We start from the raw sequence: 15,108 nt of genomic DNA on the forward strand, positions 1-15,108 counted from the left end.
ATCAGAAGCCTCGCCGCTCAGCTCATCGCCGCCTTCACCGTCTCGACCAGCTGCTTCATCGTGAAGGGCTTGGGCAGGAAGAGGAATTCCTCGCCCTCCGGCAGATTCTTGCGGAAGGCCTCCTCGGCATAGCCGGAGACGAAGACGACCTTGGTGGTGGGGCTGCGCTTGCGCAATTCGCCGAGTAGGGTCGGGCCATCCATCTCGGGCATGACGACGTCGGAGATGACGAGGTCGATCTTGCCTTCGTGCTGCATGAACAGCTCGAGCGCCTCGACACCGGAAGCGGCCTCGTGGACGGTGTAGCCGCGCGAGACCAGCATGCGGGCGTTGAGGGCCCGCACGGCGTCCTCGTCCTCGACCAGCAGGATCATGCCGGCACCGGTATGGTCGGCGGCGACCTTCTTCGGCGCCTCCCTGGCGGCCGCCTCGGCGGCGATGTCCTCCTCGGTCGGGATGTGGCGCGGCAGGAAGATACGGAAATTGGTGCCGCGCCCGACGACGGAGTCGCAGAAGACGAAGCCACCGGTCTGCTTGACGATGCCGTAGACCATGGAAAGGCCGAGGCCGGTGCCCTTGCCGACCTCCTTGGTGGTGAAGAAGGGCTCGAAGATCTTCTCCAGATACTCCTGCGCGATGCCGGTGCCGCTGTCCTCGACCTCGAGCAGGACATAATCGGTGGCGGGGAGAGCCTCGTAGCCGAGCTCGCCGACCTCGGCCGCCGGCACGTTGCGGGTGCGCACCTGGAGCTTGCCGCCGCTCTGCATAGCATCGCGGGCGTTGACGGCGAGGTTGACGACGACCTGCTCAAGCTGGCCGAGATCGGCCTTGACCGGCCAGAGGTCGCGGCCCTGGCGGACATCGAGCGAGATCTTGTCGGCGACGACGCGTTTCAGCATCAGCGAGAGGTCGGAGAGCACGTCGCCCAGCGCCAGCACCTGCGGGCGCAAGGTCTGCCGGCGCGAGAAGGCGAGCAGTTGCCGGACCAGCGAGGCCGCGCGGTAGGCGTTCTGCTTGATCTGCATGATGTCCGGGAAGGACGGGTCGGTCGGCTTGTGGCTGGCGAGCAGGAATTCGGAGGCGTTGATGATGACCTGCAGCACGTTGTTGAAGTCGTGCGCGATGCCGCCGGCGAGCTGTCCGACCGCCTGCATCTTGCCGGCCTGGTCCATATTGTCCTTGAGCTTGCGCTCGGCGGTGGTCTCGAGCGCATAGACGATAGCGCGCTCGCCATCGGTGTCCTCGCTCGCCGGAACCGGCGAGAGATAGAGCCTGGCCGAGCGGCCTTCCTCGCCGATCAGCGCGACGTCGAGCGGGGCGATCTCGCCCTTGCCGGCGAGCGCAGCCTCGAAGGCCTGCGCGAGGGCGCCATTGCCGTTGACCAGCTCCTGGATCGTCGCCGGCTGGGCGCTGCCTTGCGTCAGGCGGGCGAAGGAGGCGTTCGAGCGCAGGATCGCGCCGGTGCGATCGACGGTCGCGATCGCCATCGGCGTCGCGTGGAAGAAGCGGGCGAAGCGCGCCTCGGCGTCGGTGTGACGGTCGGCTCCGGCTTCGCCGGCGGCGCGGTTGAGGACCAGCGTGCGCGAGGCGCCGGCGCGTCCGTCCTGGCCGAAGGCGACCTGATGGTGCAGGCGCACCGGCAGGGATTGGCCGTTGCGGCGGCGCAGGTCGACGTCGAGCACCTCGATGCGGACATCGCCAGGCTGGCCGCGGATAGCCTGGATCAGCGCCGAGGCGTTGGGCGAGGCGATGTCGTCGAGCTGCAGGCCGCCTGAACCGAAGCGGGCGAGGTCGTAGTCGAGCCAGCCGGCCAGCGTGGCGTTGAGATAGGGCACCTCGCTGTCGGCATCGATCGAGAGGAAGCCGGCTGGGGCATGGTCGAGATAGTCGATCGCGTGCTGCAGCTCCTGGAACGCGTTCTCCTGGCGCTCGCGCTCGGGGGTGACGTCGGCGACGCTCCATAGGCAGGCGGGGCGGCCGGCACGGGTGATCGGCGAGACGCGCACGCGATACCAGCCGACGGCACCGCGCTCGTTCAGGGCCGGCTCGAGCCGGATCTCCTCCGAGAGCCGGCGACCGGCGCGGGCAGCGGTGGCGAGGCGGTAGATCGCTTCGGAAACCTCGGCGCGGCCCTTGAACAGGCGCTCGACAGGGGCGATCTCGCTGGCGTTGCGGGCGCCGGCGAAGGCAAGATAGGCCTCGTTGGCATAAACGATGCGATTGTCACCCTCGGTGACGACGACGCCGTCGTCGGCACTGTCGACGATCGCCTTGGTCAGGTCGTTGCGCGCGGAGCGACCGGCGAACTGGATCAGCCCGATCGCAAAGGCGAACAGGCAGAACACGCCGACGACCGAAAGCATGGCGAGGAGGCCGAGGATCAGCGGCTGCGCCCATTCATTGGCGATGAAGCCGAGCGCGATCGCGGCCCCAACCAGGAGACCCGCGATCAGCAGGATGATCCCGACATGGCCGGGCCGGTCGGACCGGTCGATCGCGGTCGATGCCGTGCTTGCACTCATTGCAGCGGGTCCGTTTTCCTTCAGTCGCCCGTCGTCGATGGGTCAGGGCAGGGCGCCAGGATATTGTCGCCTGCCCGGCCAGCGAGTTAGGCGCGGCGACGCTTCAGGCGCAAGACGTATCCGATGACTTCCGCCACCGCCTGATAGTGTTCGACAGGAATTTCGTCATCGATCTCGACGGTGGCGTAGAGCGCGCGGGCCAGAGGCGGGTTCTCGACGATCGGGATGCTGTGCTCGCCCGCGACCTCGCGGATCTTCAGCGCGATAGCATCGACGCCCTTGGCGAGGCAGACCGGTGCGCCCCGGCCCTGATCGTATTGCAGGGCGACCGCATAGTGGGTCGGGTTGGTGATGATCACCGTCGCCTTCGGCACCTGCGCCATCATGCGCGAGCGGGCGCGCTGGGCACGCAGCTGCCGCAGCTTGGCCTTCACCTCGGGATTGCCCTCGGAGTTCTTGTACTCGTCCTTGAGTTCCTGCTTGGTCATGCGCTGGCGCTGGTGCCAGCTGAAGCGCTGGTAGCCGAAATCGCCGATGGCGATGATCGCGAAGATCGAGAGCACGCCGGCCATCAACTTGATGGTCAAAACGAGGACGGCTGGCAGCAGTGCGTGCACATCCATCTGGGCAAAGCCCTGCAGGCGGTCGCGCTCGCCCCAGAGCACGATCCAGACGCCGACGCCGACCAATGCGATCTTGGCGAGACCCTTGGCGAAATTGACCCAGGCATCCTTGCCGAAGATGCGCTTGGCCCCGGCCATCGGCGAGATCCGGTCGAATTTCGGCGTCATCGGCTCGGTGGTCCAGAGCGGTTTGTGCTGGATCAGGGCGCCGGCGAGCGCAGCGACGAGGATGAAGCCGAGTGGCAAGGCGAGCGCGGCGAAGCCGGTCATCACCCCCTTGCTGGTGACGTGGAAGAGGGCGGTCGGGTCGTCCGAGACCTGATGGGCGTTCATCAGGAACGAGCGCAGCGAGAGCGTTGCATCGCGGGCAGCCGAGCCTGCGGCGATCAGGAGCGCCAGCGTGAAGCCGCAGAGCACGAAGAAGGTGCCGATCTCCTGCGATCGCGCGACGTCGCCCTTTTCGATCGCCTGCTCGAGCTTTCGCTGGGTCGGTTCTTCTGTGCGGTCTTCGTTTTCGACGTCACCGGCCATGCCTGCGCCTCCTCTAGAGACCGATGAACTGGCGCAGGAAGGTGCCGAGATCGTCGAGGAAGACGCCCATCATCACGCCGACCGTGGCGAGGAACACCAGCATCCCGCCGAGGATCGAGGCGGGGACCGCGAGGAAAAAGACCTGCATCTGCGGCATCAGGCGCGCCAGCACGCCGAGACCGAGATTGAACAGCAGGCCGAAAACGATGAAGGGCGCCGAGATCTGCACGGCGAGCGAAAAACCCTGCGCCATCGCTTTGACCGCGAGCGTCATGACGTCTCCGATCTCGGGGAAGCCACCGGGCGGCAGAAGCCTGTAGCTCTCATGGATGGCGGCGAGCGCGAGGTGGTGGAGGTCGGTGGCCAGGATCAGCGTGATGCCAAGCATGGAGAGAAAGTTGGCGAGCGAGGGGTTCTGCAGGCCGCCGGTCGGGTCGACGGTGACGGCGAAACCAAGGCCGAGCGTCTGGGCGATGATGAAGCCGGCAGTCTGCAGGGCACCCATCAAAAGACGCACGGTCGCGCCGATGACGAGCCCGACCATGATCTCGCTGATCAGCAGCCCGCCCAGCCCGGCCGGATCCTGCGGCACGGTGATCGTGCTGCGGGCCATCGGCAGGATGACGAGGGCGACGAAGAAGGCGAGGGAGAGCCGGCCGCGCGACAGGATGAAGCGCTCGCCGATCCCCGGCATCAGCATCACCAGGGTGCCGACACGCGCAAAGACCAGCACGAACAGCGCGCTGATCTCGGGCAGGATGGCGATCTGCATCGGGTGGACCCGGCTCCCGCGCCAGTGAGGCGCGCCGACCGGACTCCACGGGAAGGAGGCGCTGGCAGGCGCGAGGCTCATTCGCCCGTGGCGATTCGGACGGCGACCCTGCCCATATAACCCGCCAGCGCGTCGCCCATGAACGGCAAAAACAGCAGCATGGCAGCGAAGACCGCGATGATCTTGGGAACGTAGACCAGGGTCTGTTCCTGGATCTGGGTCAGCGCCTGGATCAGCGAGACGACGAGGCCGACGGCGAGCGCGATCAGCATCAGCGGCGCGCCGGCCTTGAGGAAGACGACGATGCCGTCGCGGGCGACGTCGAGGATGGCTGCGGAGGTCATCGGGCTCTGATCCGGTCGGCGTTGGATGGGAGGGCGGTCGTCAGACCGGCATCCGCATGATTTCCTCGTAAGCGGCGATGACGCGGTCGCGCACCGCCACCAGCGTCTCGATCGCAGCCTCGCTCTCGGCGACCGCGGTGACGACGTCGACGACATTGGAGCGGCCGGCGGCGACGTTGCCGGCCTGGACATCGGCCTGACGAGCGCTCTGTGCCGTCGATTCCAGCGCCTTGCCGACCAGGGACGAGAAGTCGGGCAGGCCGGCGCCGGCGCCGTCGAGACCGCCGACCGACGCCGGCTTCTTCAGCAGGCCGCTCGTGCCCATCCCCTGCATCGAGGCGTAGGCGCCGGCGGCAAAACTCGACGTGGTCATCAGATCAGCTCCGCTTCTGCCGTGCCGTGTCAGACGCGCAGGATGTCGATGGTGCGCTGGATCATCCGGCGCGTGGACGAGATGATGTTGAGGTTGGCCTCGTAGCTGCGCTGGGCCTCGCGCATGTCCATCGTCTCGATCAGTGAATTGACGTTGGGCATCTTGACCAGGCCGTTGGCGTCGGCGGCGGGATGGCCTGGATCATATTTCGTCTTGAAGTCGCTGCGGTCGCGGCCGACCTTGCCGAGTTCGACGACCTGGGCGTCGAGCTCGCGATCGAGCTTGCCCTGGAAGCTGACGATCTTGCGGCGATAGGGATCGACGCCGGCGCGCTCGGGCGAGGAATCGGCGTTGGCGAGGTTCTCGGCGATGACGCGCATGCGGCCCGCCTGGCCTTTCAGGCCGGAGGCGGCGACGGCGAGGCTCTTGAGCAGATCCATGACGCGGCTCCTCAGCGACCTTTGCCGATCGCGACCTTCATCAGCCCGAGTCCCTTGCTGTAGAGCGAGGCGGCGAGCTGGTAGTCGGACTGGTTCTGCGCGACCTTCATCATCTCATCCTCGAGATTGACGCTGTTGGCGCTCGGCGTCGTCTCGAAGCGCTTGGGATCGCGCGGATCGAAGCCACCTTGCTGGCCGGAGAGGCCGAGATGCATCGGCGAGGTCTGCGCCAGGGTCATGGCGCCGCCGGCCGGGGAGGGCGCGCGCAGGTCATGCGGCTTGAACTTAGGGGTATCGGCATTGGAGACGTTCTCGGCGAGCAGCTTCTGGCGCGCCTGATGCCAGTGCATGCGCGTCTTCAGAGCTCCCATCAGGCCAAGGCCATTGTTCGCCATGCTGCCAATCTCCCGTCGGCTCTTGCCGAAGTAGGAAATTATTGCCGGGTGCATGGTTAACGGCCGGTTAACCCTGTGCGATCTGCAGGTTCATGTTAACCATCTGCTAACCATGTTTCTCGAACTCGCGGTGCTTATGGTATAGCCAACTCCGTCTATCCGTCTGATCGCCCTTACAAAGAGCGGTCGGCGGCTGTCGCGTCGCTTCATGAGGCAGACCTTGCAGACTTTGTTTGGCTTCGAACTTTCCTCCGGCCTGCGTTGGATCATCGCCTTCGCAGTGGTGCTCCTCCTGGTCGCGCTGCTCGGCTTCTTCTTGCGGCGGATGAGCGGCGGCCGGCTGAAGTTCAAAGGCCAGGGTGGGGGCCGTGCCCGCCAGCCGCGCCTCGGCGTGGTCGATGTCTACGATCTCGACCGGCAGCGCCAGCTGATCCTGGTGCGGCGTGACAATGTCGAGCATCTCGTGATGATCGGCGGCGCCTCCGACGTCGTGGTCGAGACCAATATCGTACGCAGCGGCGGGCGCGTGGCGATGCCGGCGCCGACCGAAGGCCTGGCCGAGCGGCCGCTGGCCTTCGAGCCCGATTCGCGTCCGCATGTCGCCGAGGAACCGCGCCCGCTGCCGCCTTCGCCGGTGCCGGCCGCAGCCGTTCCGGTCGATTCCGTTCCGCCGCCGCGCCCGCAGCCGCCAGTTGCTCCGGCGCCCCTCGCACGCCCGACAGCCCAGCCTCAGCCGCCGCGTCCTGCTCCAGCTCCGCTTGCTCCCGGGGTCGCAGCAGGAGCAGCCGGCATCAGCACCGCCCTGACCCGCGACCCGGCTCCTGCCGCCAGCGCCAGCGAGCTTGGCGACATGGCCCGCCAGCTCGAAGAGGCGCTGAAGCGGCCGTTCTCCGCCGTGCGCCCCGGCTCGGCCGGCCTGCGCGTGGAACCGGAAGCGCCGGCATCAACACCTGCCGCTCCGCCGCCGGCGCCTCCCGTGCCGCCGGCTCCGCCGGTCGCCGCCGCCAAGCCGCCTACTCCGACGCCAGCTCCTGCCCGGCCGGCGCTGGATATGGAAGCCGAGCTCGAAATGGCGCTAGGGCTGAAGCCCACGCCGGCCCGGCCCATTGCGGCCGAAGCGCCACTCGTCGCCCCGCCGGTCTTCGCTCCGCCGAAGCCGCCGGTGGTCGAGCCAGCCAAGGCCGAGGAGAAGAAGGCGGGACCTGCGAAGGAGCAGGCGCCACCGGCTCCGGTTGCCGATCAGCCCAAGCCCGCCAAGTTCGCGCCCGTCTTTGACGACATGCTCGACGACGAGCCGGACTCGGCCAAGGCAGATGCGCCCGAGGCGCCGGCCAAGAGCGAAGGCAAGCCGGGCGAGACGAAGCTCGCGGAGTCCAAACCTGCCGAGACCAAGCCGGCCGAGACCAAGCCTGCTGAGACCAAGGCAGAGGCCAAGCCGTCCGAACCGAAGTCGGCCGCCAAGCCACCCGAGGATGACCCGTTCTCGGTCGATGCGATCGAAGCGGAGTTCGCCCGCCTGCTCGGGCGCGATCCCAAGCCGAAAGGCTGAGCCAGCCTCCCTGGCGCGAAGGAGCAGCGAGCCTCCCTGTCGCCAAGGCGGCAGGGGATAGCGACCGAAACCCCCTTCGCCCGCCCCCGAGCCTTGCTCTAGCGTTCCTGCGAGCCCGCGCCTTGATTCGGGCAGGGACGGATGATGGGCAGGCGGATACCCACGGGACGGAGACTGCGCTGGCTGGCGGTGTCCGCCGTTATGCTGGGTGCGCTCGGAAGCGTCGCCCAGGCCCAGACGCTCTCGCTCGACCTCGGCCAGGGCGGCGTCACCGAGCGGGCGCTGCAGGTGATCGCCGCGATCACGGTGCTGTCGCTGGCGCCGTCGATCCTGATCATGGTGACTTCGTTCACCCGCATCGCGGTGGTGCTGTCGCTGCTGCGCTCGGCGATCGGTACCCAGACAGCGCCGCCCAATGCCGTGATCATCGGGCTATCCCTGTTCCTGACCGGTTTTGTGATGGCGCCGACCCTGAAGGAGGCCTACCGCGTCGCCGGCGCCCCTTTGATCGCCGGGCAGATGCAGCCGCAGGAGGCGTTCGAGCGCGGCATCGTGCCGTTCCGCGAGTTCATGCTGAAGCATGTGCGCGAGAAGGATCTGGCGCTGTTCATCGAGATGTCGCGCGAGCCGGCGCCGGAGCGCCCCGAGCTGGTCCAGATTCAGGTGCTGGTGCCGGCCTTCATGATCTCGGAGCTGAGGCGCGCTTTCGAGATCGGCTTCCTCCTGTTCGTGCCGTTCCTGATCATCGACCTCGTGGTCGCCTCGATCCTGATGTCGGTCGGCATGATGATGCTGCCACCGGTGACGGTGGCGCTGCCATTCAAGCTGATCTTCTTCGTGCTGGTCGACGGCTGGGGGCTGGTCGCCGGCTCCCTGGTCAAGAGCTACGGCAGCTAAAGCGGCGGCTCAGCCCTGGCCGGGCTTGGGGCCGGCATTGGCCGCATCGGACTCGCCGGCTTTGCGCCTCTCGCGCACGGAGCTGGAATAGGCCGGGTAGCGCTTGCGGTATTCCTTGAGGAAATCGGTCATCGTGTCGGAGCCGGAGGCCGAGCGCGCAGCCTCGCGAATGTCGGCGGCGCTGGCCCGGCTTGCGCCGGTGACGAAACCGAACAGCCGCGCATCGGCACCCTGCGCCATCTTGCCGGCGAACTTGGTGCGCAAGCGGTCGAGCGAGAGCGCCTCGTCCGACATCACATAGCCGATGGCGGCCCGCATGACGTCGCCGCGCTCGCCGTCGCCGAGCGGCGCCTGTCCGCGCCAGCTCTCGCCGAGGATGCGTTCGAGTGCCTCGCCGGCCTCGCGCCAGCGCCGCCCGCTCCACAGGATGTCGGCGTTGAGCCGATCGACCTCGGGTCCGCTTTCGCCCTCCATCAGGTCGAGCGCCTGATCGGTGCGCGACAGGTCCGACAGCGCCTTGGCCTCGAGCAGCAAGCGGGCGCGCTTGACGTCGGCCGGCAGTTCCGCGAGCCGCGTCGAGACGATCGCCTGGAGGGCCTCCGCTGGTTTCCCGTTCATCAAGCGGATCATGGCGAGCCGCGTCGCCACGGTGGAGCGCGCCGCGCCGGTCAGGCGCCGATCCATCTGGTATTGCAGGATGTCGCTGGCCTGGTCGAGCAAGTCGAGCTCGACCAGGCGGTCGGCGAGCAGGCGGGTGATCTCGTCGCCGCGCCGGCCGATCGGCAGGAACTCCTTGAAGTCGTAGAACAGCGCGAGCGCATCGAGCCGCGGCAGCTTTTCGAGATTGGGATCGCTGAACAGCGCTTCGAAGCGCTGGGCGGTCTCGTCGTGCAGGAGCCGCGTCGCCGGATGCTCCGGGAAGATCTCGTTGGCGCGCCGCGCCGTCTGGAAAGCGTCGCGCCAGCGCTGCTGCTCGGCATAGAGGCGGCCGAGCTCGGCCAGCGCCTCGATCTCGACCTCGCCGCCGCGCCAGATCGCCGAGACAGTCTCGAGCCGGGCGATGGCTTCGTTGACGGGCAGGTCGGTGCGCTTCTCGGCCCGGGCGAGCTTGACTGCGCGCAACTGCGCCTCGGCCGCGACCGGCCGGGTTTTCGCCTCGAAAAGCGGGCGATAGGCGTTGAGCGCGGCCTCCGGCCGGCCGCTGACGTCGTCGAGCATGGCGCGCAGCAGCGCCAGCTCGTCGGGGTTCATCAGCTCCTCGGGCATCTCGGCGAGGCGTCCGATCTGCTTTTCCGCCACTGTCGCCTCGCCGGCGGCGAGTGCGGCCCGCGCCATCGCCGGCCGGAACTCGGCCTGGAGATCGACGGGGTAGCGGTCGAGGGCATCTTCTGCCCGGCGGAAGCCGGCGAGCGCCTGACCGTTGCGGCCGAGCCGCTGCTCCGAGAGGGCGCGCCAGAGCCCGGCCTCGGCTTCATCGCGGATCGGCGCGGCCTCGAAAGCCTTCAGCGCCGCGGCACTGCGGTGCATGCGGGTCGCGATCAGGCCGCGCAGGAAGAGCGCATCGCGGTTGCCGCGCATCGCAGCGTCATCGGCGAGGAGCGCGTTCAGCGGTCCGGCCGCTTCCGACATCATGCCGTTGGCCGCCAGGAACCGGGCCAGCGCCAGCCGGGTCTCGGATTTGCGTCCACGCGAGGCGCCGGCGACTTCGCGCAGCAAGGCTGCCGCGCGATCGCGGACATCGGTAGTGTGCAGGGCGGACCAGGCCTCGCTGTCGAGCAATGGCTGGGTGGCCGCCGCAGCGCTCTTCTTGTCTGCCTCGCTCGGTTTTTCGGCGTCGAGGCTGACGATCAGGCCGTTGCTACGGCCGATCCGCACCTCATTGGTGTCGGCGCGCACGGCAAGATCGTCGGCGATGGCGCTGACGACGACACCATGGGCGCTCTGCGGTAGACCGAACTCGACGAAGCGATAGGGCTTCGAGACGGCCCGCGTCGGTCCCATCGCGGTCGCGACCGCGATCGCCGGGCCGCCCTCGCTGTTCTCGAGCCAGTGCACGCCGGTCAGGCCCGGCACCGGCACGTTGACGATGGTCTGGCCGCGTTCGTCGCCGCCGCGGCGCGGGCTGAGCGCGCCGGCCGGCTTGCCGGCCTTGTCGCCGAAAGTCAGGGACCATTGCGGACCGTCATCGGAGAGCCGCACGATCTGCTGGCGGCGCGTCTTCAGCCTGATGACGGTGACCTTGGCCTCGCGCGTGACGGTGGCGTCCTGAACCAGAGCGGGCAGCACGCCCTTGAGCCTGTCAGGATCGAGCGTGTCGCGCGTGTCGAAGACCAGCGTGACCCGGCCCGGCTCGGCGAAGGCGGTGGCGCCTGTCGGCCGCGAGAAGCGGAAGTCGATGCGGCCACCATCGCCATCGGCGGCGGAGCCGATCTCGATATCCCGAGGCGGTGCGTCAGCGGCGACTGCAGCCACTGGCTTGGGCTGGGCCTGTGGCGCTTCAGTCCGGGAGACAGGCTCGGAGGTCGCCGCGACTCCAGGCTTTGGATCCGGCGCCCTGGCCTCTGCCTCCTTCGCCGGAGCGGGAGGGGAGGCCTGCAGATCGGCCAGCGAAAGCGGAATGGCGGCGCCGGAATGTGGCAGGTCTACGGTCCAGCCCGTCTCGTCGCGGAAGCTGCGGAGCTGGCGATCCTTGGGCACGGAGAAGACGAGCTGCGTCCGATCATCCGCGATCGTCGCCTGCTCGAGAGTGAAGTCGGCCGGGAGCAGGCTGCGGATCTGCGACGGCGTCACCGTCAGTGCCTGGTCGAAGCCCAGCGTCAGCTTGCCGTCGCCCAGAATGGGGGTGAGCATGGTCTCCGGCGGCGTCGAGAACATCAGCCGGTCGAGCGTCGGCAGCCGGGCGCTGCGGAAGCCGAGCGGCTTTGGCATGGGCGCTGGCATGCGAGCTATTTCACGGGCGCGCGCCTCCGCGAGGCGTAAGCGTTGGGTGAGCTCGGCGAGGATCTCGGGTGGCAGGCCCGGCAGCTGGCCGGTCCAGTTCTCGGGCAAGAGGTCGACGAAGGCCTTGTCGCCCGCTTCGAGCAGATTGGCGCGATAGGGGCGGGCGAGCGCCAGGCGCAGGCCGCGGCCGTCGGGATCGATCCGCACGACTGAAACATAACTCGGCAGTTCGGCGGCGAGCCGGCCCGGATCGAGCTTGACCGGCTGGCTGAATCCGATGACGACGACGCCGTTCGAGACTCGTACCCGCGTGGTCACCGGCTCGTCGAAGATGAAGGCAAGGCGGCCGAAGCCGGCGCGCATGGCCTCACCGCGCAAGGTCGCGGTGGCCGCCGCCACAGGCGCAACGAAGCCGGCCGCGAGGCTCAGCGCCGCCAGGCCAATGCCGAAGCTCAGGGACCGCAGGATACGCACGACCGCTACTCAACTCGACGCGATGCTGGGCGGCGAGGTGCCGCTCCAACCTGCGCGGAGGCTAGCCCGTCAAGGATAACGGGGGGTTAAGGGGCGTTCCCTTGTGAAGGCTGTATTGATCGCGGTTTAGGGCCGTGTGATGTCCACCAAGCGCAATCCTACGCCGCAGCCGAAATGGTAGGCGCTGGACTTGTTCCCGTGCGGCGCGCGTTCGCGTTATTGCAGCGCGCATGCTGAAACGCTGGAAAGGCCGGTATTCTTATCCAAGCTTACCGTGGCTGCCCCGCCGGTCTGGACCGCTTTTATGTCGCGCTCAAGGTCGAAGAACTGGAGGTTGCGCGGCGAGACGCGGCAGAACAAGATCAAGTCTCTCCGATAGCGATACGTTCGAACTTCCGCACCTGCCGCCACGTCGCTTCAGCTTCGTGGAAAAGTCCGTTGAAAAGAAAATTGGAAGCAACTGTGCAGTCGTGAGACACCAGCCGAATCTCGGCCCAGGTAGAGTTCAGGATCTCGCGATACTCCTGCTGGAGCGGCTCAGAGGCGCGCTGCAAGGCATCCGACACCTCGAACGCGTTTTTGAGTTGGAGCGAAGCTGAATTCATAGCGAGCAGCAGCTTGCGGCGGGTCTCGGCAAGCTGACCGTCGCGGTCGCGCTGGTCCACGGCATTCAGCTCATTGAACGCCGTCGAAAGCCTTCGCGCGTATGCGTTAATAGTCCCTCGATCGGCAGTCAGAGCCGCAGGCACGCCGCCATAGGTGTTCGGGAAATCTGAGATGGCGGAAACGATCTTGATCGCGCCGTCCACGAGATCGCGCTCTGCGCTGATCTCACCGGCGCGAGATCGCAGCACCTGAGCTGCCGAGACGGCATTCTGCCGGTACGACATCCCGAATTGCCGTGCTGCCCAGATCAGAGCAGCCCCGGCGACGCCGGCGGTCAGCAGGTTGCCGATCAAGCTCTGGTAGCGATTGAACCAGAACTCGAAGCAGCCAACGCCGCCAGTTGCTTTCATGATGACGCGCCGCTGCTCATTCGTGCAGGCCGCATCGAGCCAGAACGTCAAGCAAAGCATCAAGACGAAGACACTGCAGAGAAACAGGGCGACCAACAGTACGCCGAGTTGACCGGTGAGCTTCATGCCTATCCCCCTGCGCGCATTCTAGCGACGTGCTCGCATTTGGCGAGGGTGGCAGTGACCTAGCGCTTCTTATCGTCTCCGGCAGGGTCCGTGCCGAGGCTGCCAATTTACTGGCACCATGGTGTTCACCCTTAAGATTGGGCGCAATTAAGGGGTTACGTGTGTCCGGCCGCGTATTTGCGGGCGCTGCGGGCGAGGTGCCGTGCCAGTGCCCGGGCCGCGGGCGACAGGGCTCGGCCTTTGCGCACGCAGATCTTGAGGCAGGCCTTGCGCAGGTTGCGGCCCTGAAGCGGAACGGTGACCAGGCGTCCCTCGGACACGTCACGCCGCGTGGCACAGCGGGTCAGCATGCTGACGCCCATGCCGGCCCGTGCGAAGGAGCGCAGCGACTCGATCGAGTTCGTGATCAGAGCCGGCTTGAGCTCGATACCGGTCGCTGCGGCGATATCGTCGACGAGGCGCCTCAGGCCGAACGTCCTGTCCGGGAGCGCAAGCTTCATCTCGCCGACATCTCCGATCGTCACCGAGTGGCGTTGCGCGACGGCATCGTCCGGATGGGCGGCGACGACGAGCGCGTCGGCGATCTCGGCGAGCGACAGGACGCTGCGGTGGAGGATCGGGTTGAACGCCACCGCCACGTCGGCCTCGTCGTCGAGCAGGCGCTGCACGAGCTGGTCGGAACTTGCGACCATGACCTCGAAGCTCACGGAGGGGTGCGCGGCCGAGAACTCGGCAAGGGCAGGGTAGAGAAAATCGTCGAGCGAGCCTTCGACCGCCCAGGCGCGTACATGCCCGCGCTTCATGCCTTGGAGTTCCTCGATGGCGGAGCGCGCCGTCTGGACGCTGTCGAGGATGGTGCGGGCGGTATCGAGCACCGCCGTCCCCGCCGTCGTGAGCCTCATGCCGCGTGCCCGGCGCTCGAACAGCGTCGTGCCGTATTCCGCTTCGAGACTGGCGACCTGGCGGCTGATCGCCGAAGGGGCGACACGCAACGCATCCGCAGCCTCGCGGACGGAGCCGTGATCGGCGACGAGCGCGAAATACCGGTAGCGGGTTAGCGACATGAAAAGAGTCTCGCCGGTGGCAGAGGTCGGTCGGCTGGACGGTAGGCAACTGTTGCCGGATCGGCAACGATCTCTCCGCGATTCCAGGCTGGCTGGTCGATTGTCGCCGCCTCTAGAAATGATCAGAACATTGCGGGGAACCGATCCGATGTATTCGACCCAACCGAGCCAGGACGGCAGCTACAGGTTCATTCCCGCCGTCTATCAATACTCCGGTGGCGTCGCGGCGCAGCCGGGCTTTCGGATCGAGCGCGCGCAATTGGCGACCCCGGTCGCGCTGGATCGCGGCCTTGCGATCATCGAAGCGCATCTGAAGCAGGTCGGCAGGCCGCTGATCGCGCTTTGCGCCTGCGAGCTGCGCTCTCCCGAGCCCTTTTCGGAGGGCGGATTCGACGCCTTCAACCGGCTCTATGCCTCCCGCCTCGACCAATGGGGTGTCCTGCAGGGCAAGGTGAACCCGGTCGCCCGGACGAACATCTGCCCGGAGATCGGCAAGCCGGATACCGTCTCGCTCCATGCTTTCAGCTACACTGTCCCCGATGCCTCGGCGCGGGCGAGCTTCGTGGTCGCGGGCAGCGGCGAGGCGCCGGAAGGCGGCGCAAGCTACGCGCAGGGAACGATCCGGCCGGGCGATACCTCCCCAAGCGGCGTGCGCGCCAAGGCCGAATGGGTGATGGGCGAGATGGAGCGCCGCCTGACGGGGCTCGGCTATGGCTGGCAGGATGCCACGGTCGCGAACATCTACACGGTTCGCGACATCCATCCGCTCCTGGCGGATGTCCTCCTGCCGATCACCAGTCTCGGCCGCGCCGTGACCTGGCATTTCTCGCGGCCTCCGGTGGCGGTGCTCGACTACGAGATGGATGTGAGGGGCCTGCCGCGAGAGATCGTGATCGAAGCGCAGTCCTGACCAAAAAGCGGCCCGTTGCGCGTGTTGCCGGAATGGGAACGCAGAGCAGCCGGCCGCGGGTTTTGACGGTGTCATGCTTGGAGAGCCCCGATGTTGCTTGATCGACGTGCGTTCCTCCTGGCGGGATTGACC

Annotated in this window: 13 protein-coding genes; 3 read left to right on the plus strand and 10 right to left on the minus strand. The window is 67.3% G+C overall.

Annotated elements, in window-relative coordinates:
- Nucleotides 1-17: 17 nt before the first annotated feature.
- The 7 genes from cckA to flgB form a co-directional block, all read right to left on the minus strand.
- Complete coding sequence (gene cckA, locus ACSQ24_RS07990) at nt 18-2,522, minus strand: cell cycle histidine kinase CckA (protein ID WP_436094171.1); 2,505 nt, start codon at nt 2,520-2,522, stop codon at nt 18-20.
- Between the two features lie 86 nt (nt 2,523-2,608).
- Complete coding sequence (gene flhB / locus ACSQ24_RS07995) at nt 2,609-3,676, minus strand: flagellar biosynthesis protein FlhB (RefSeq protein ID WP_436094172.1); 1,068 nt, start codon at nt 3,674-3,676, stop codon at nt 2,609-2,611.
- Nucleotides 3,677-3,689: 13 nt separating this feature from the next.
- Nucleotides 3,690-4,448: a flagellar biosynthetic protein FliR gene (gene fliR / locus ACSQ24_RS08000; RefSeq protein WP_436094173.1), complete on the minus strand. Its 759-nt coding sequence runs from the start codon at nt 4,446-4,448 to the stop codon at nt 3,690-3,692.
- Between the two features lie 77 nt (nt 4,449-4,525).
- Nucleotides 4,526-4,792: a flagellar biosynthesis protein FliQ gene (gene fliQ, locus ACSQ24_RS08005; protein ID WP_129154846.1), complete on the minus strand. Its 267-nt coding sequence runs from the start codon at nt 4,790-4,792 to the stop codon at nt 4,526-4,528.
- A gap of 40 nt (nt 4,793-4,832) precedes the next feature.
- Nucleotides 4,833-5,165 carry a flagellar hook-basal body complex protein FliE gene (locus tag ACSQ24_RS08010; protein WP_436094174.1) on the minus strand — a complete coding sequence of 111 codons (333 nt, stop codon included), beginning with the start codon at nt 5,163-5,165 and terminating at the stop codon, nt 4,833-4,835.
- A gap of 29 nt (nt 5,166-5,194) precedes the next feature.
- Nucleotides 5,195-5,605, minus strand: coding sequence for a flagellar basal body rod protein FlgC (gene flgC / locus ACSQ24_RS08015; protein ID WP_436094175.1), 411 nt, complete (start codon nt 5,603-5,605; stop codon nt 5,195-5,197).
- 11 nt (nt 5,606-5,616) lie between these two features.
- A complete protein-coding gene (flgB, locus tag ACSQ24_RS08020; RefSeq protein ID WP_436094176.1) occupies nt 5,617-6,000 on the minus strand; it encodes a flagellar basal body rod protein FlgB in 384 nt (127 codons plus the stop codon).
- A 220-nt stretch (nt 6,001-6,220) separates the two neighbouring features.
- Between flgB and ACSQ24_RS08025 the strand changes: the two genes are divergently transcribed.
- Nucleotides 6,221-7,549, plus strand: a complete 1,329-nt coding sequence (locus tag ACSQ24_RS08025) for a hypothetical protein (protein ID WP_436094177.1) — start codon at nt 6,221-6,223, stop codon at nt 7,547-7,549.
- Nucleotides 7,550-7,693: 144 nt separating this feature from the next.
- On the plus strand, nt 7,694-8,446 hold the full coding sequence (gene fliP / locus ACSQ24_RS08030) for a flagellar type III secretion system pore protein FliP (RefSeq protein ID WP_436094178.1): 753 nt from the start codon (nt 7,694-7,696) through the stop codon (nt 8,444-8,446).
- Nucleotides 8,447-8,455: 9 nt separating this feature from the next.
- Here fliP and ACSQ24_RS08035 read toward each other — a convergent pair whose 3' ends face one another.
- From ACSQ24_RS08035 to ACSQ24_RS08045, 3 genes are all read right to left on the minus strand, one after another.
- A complete protein-coding gene (locus ACSQ24_RS08035; RefSeq protein ID WP_436094179.1) occupies nt 8,456-11,860 on the minus strand; it encodes a hypothetical protein in 3,405 nt (1,134 codons plus the stop codon).
- A 362-nt stretch (nt 11,861-12,222) separates the two neighbouring features.
- Complete coding sequence (locus ACSQ24_RS08040) at nt 12,223-13,002, minus strand: hypothetical protein (RefSeq protein WP_436094180.1); 780 nt, start codon at nt 13,000-13,002, stop codon at nt 12,223-12,225.
- Between the two features lie 155 nt (nt 13,003-13,157).
- Nucleotides 13,158-14,066: a LysR family transcriptional regulator gene (locus tag ACSQ24_RS08045; protein WP_436094181.1), complete on the minus strand. Its 909-nt coding sequence runs from the start codon at nt 14,064-14,066 to the stop codon at nt 13,158-13,160.
- Between the two features lie 148 nt (nt 14,067-14,214).
- On the opposite strand from ACSQ24_RS08045, the gene cnbZ reads away from it, so the two are divergent.
- A complete protein-coding gene (cnbZ, locus tag ACSQ24_RS08050) occupies nt 14,215-14,976 on the plus strand; it encodes a 2-amino-5-chloromuconate deaminase CnbZ (protein ID WP_436094182.1) in 762 nt (253 codons plus the stop codon).
- Nucleotides 14,977-15,108: the final 132 nt, after the last annotated feature.

It is taken from the genome of Allobosea sp. LjRoot237, from assembly GCF_964253285.1.
Taxonomy (GTDB): domain Bacteria; phylum Pseudomonadota; class Alphaproteobacteria; order Rhizobiales; family Beijerinckiaceae; genus Allobosea.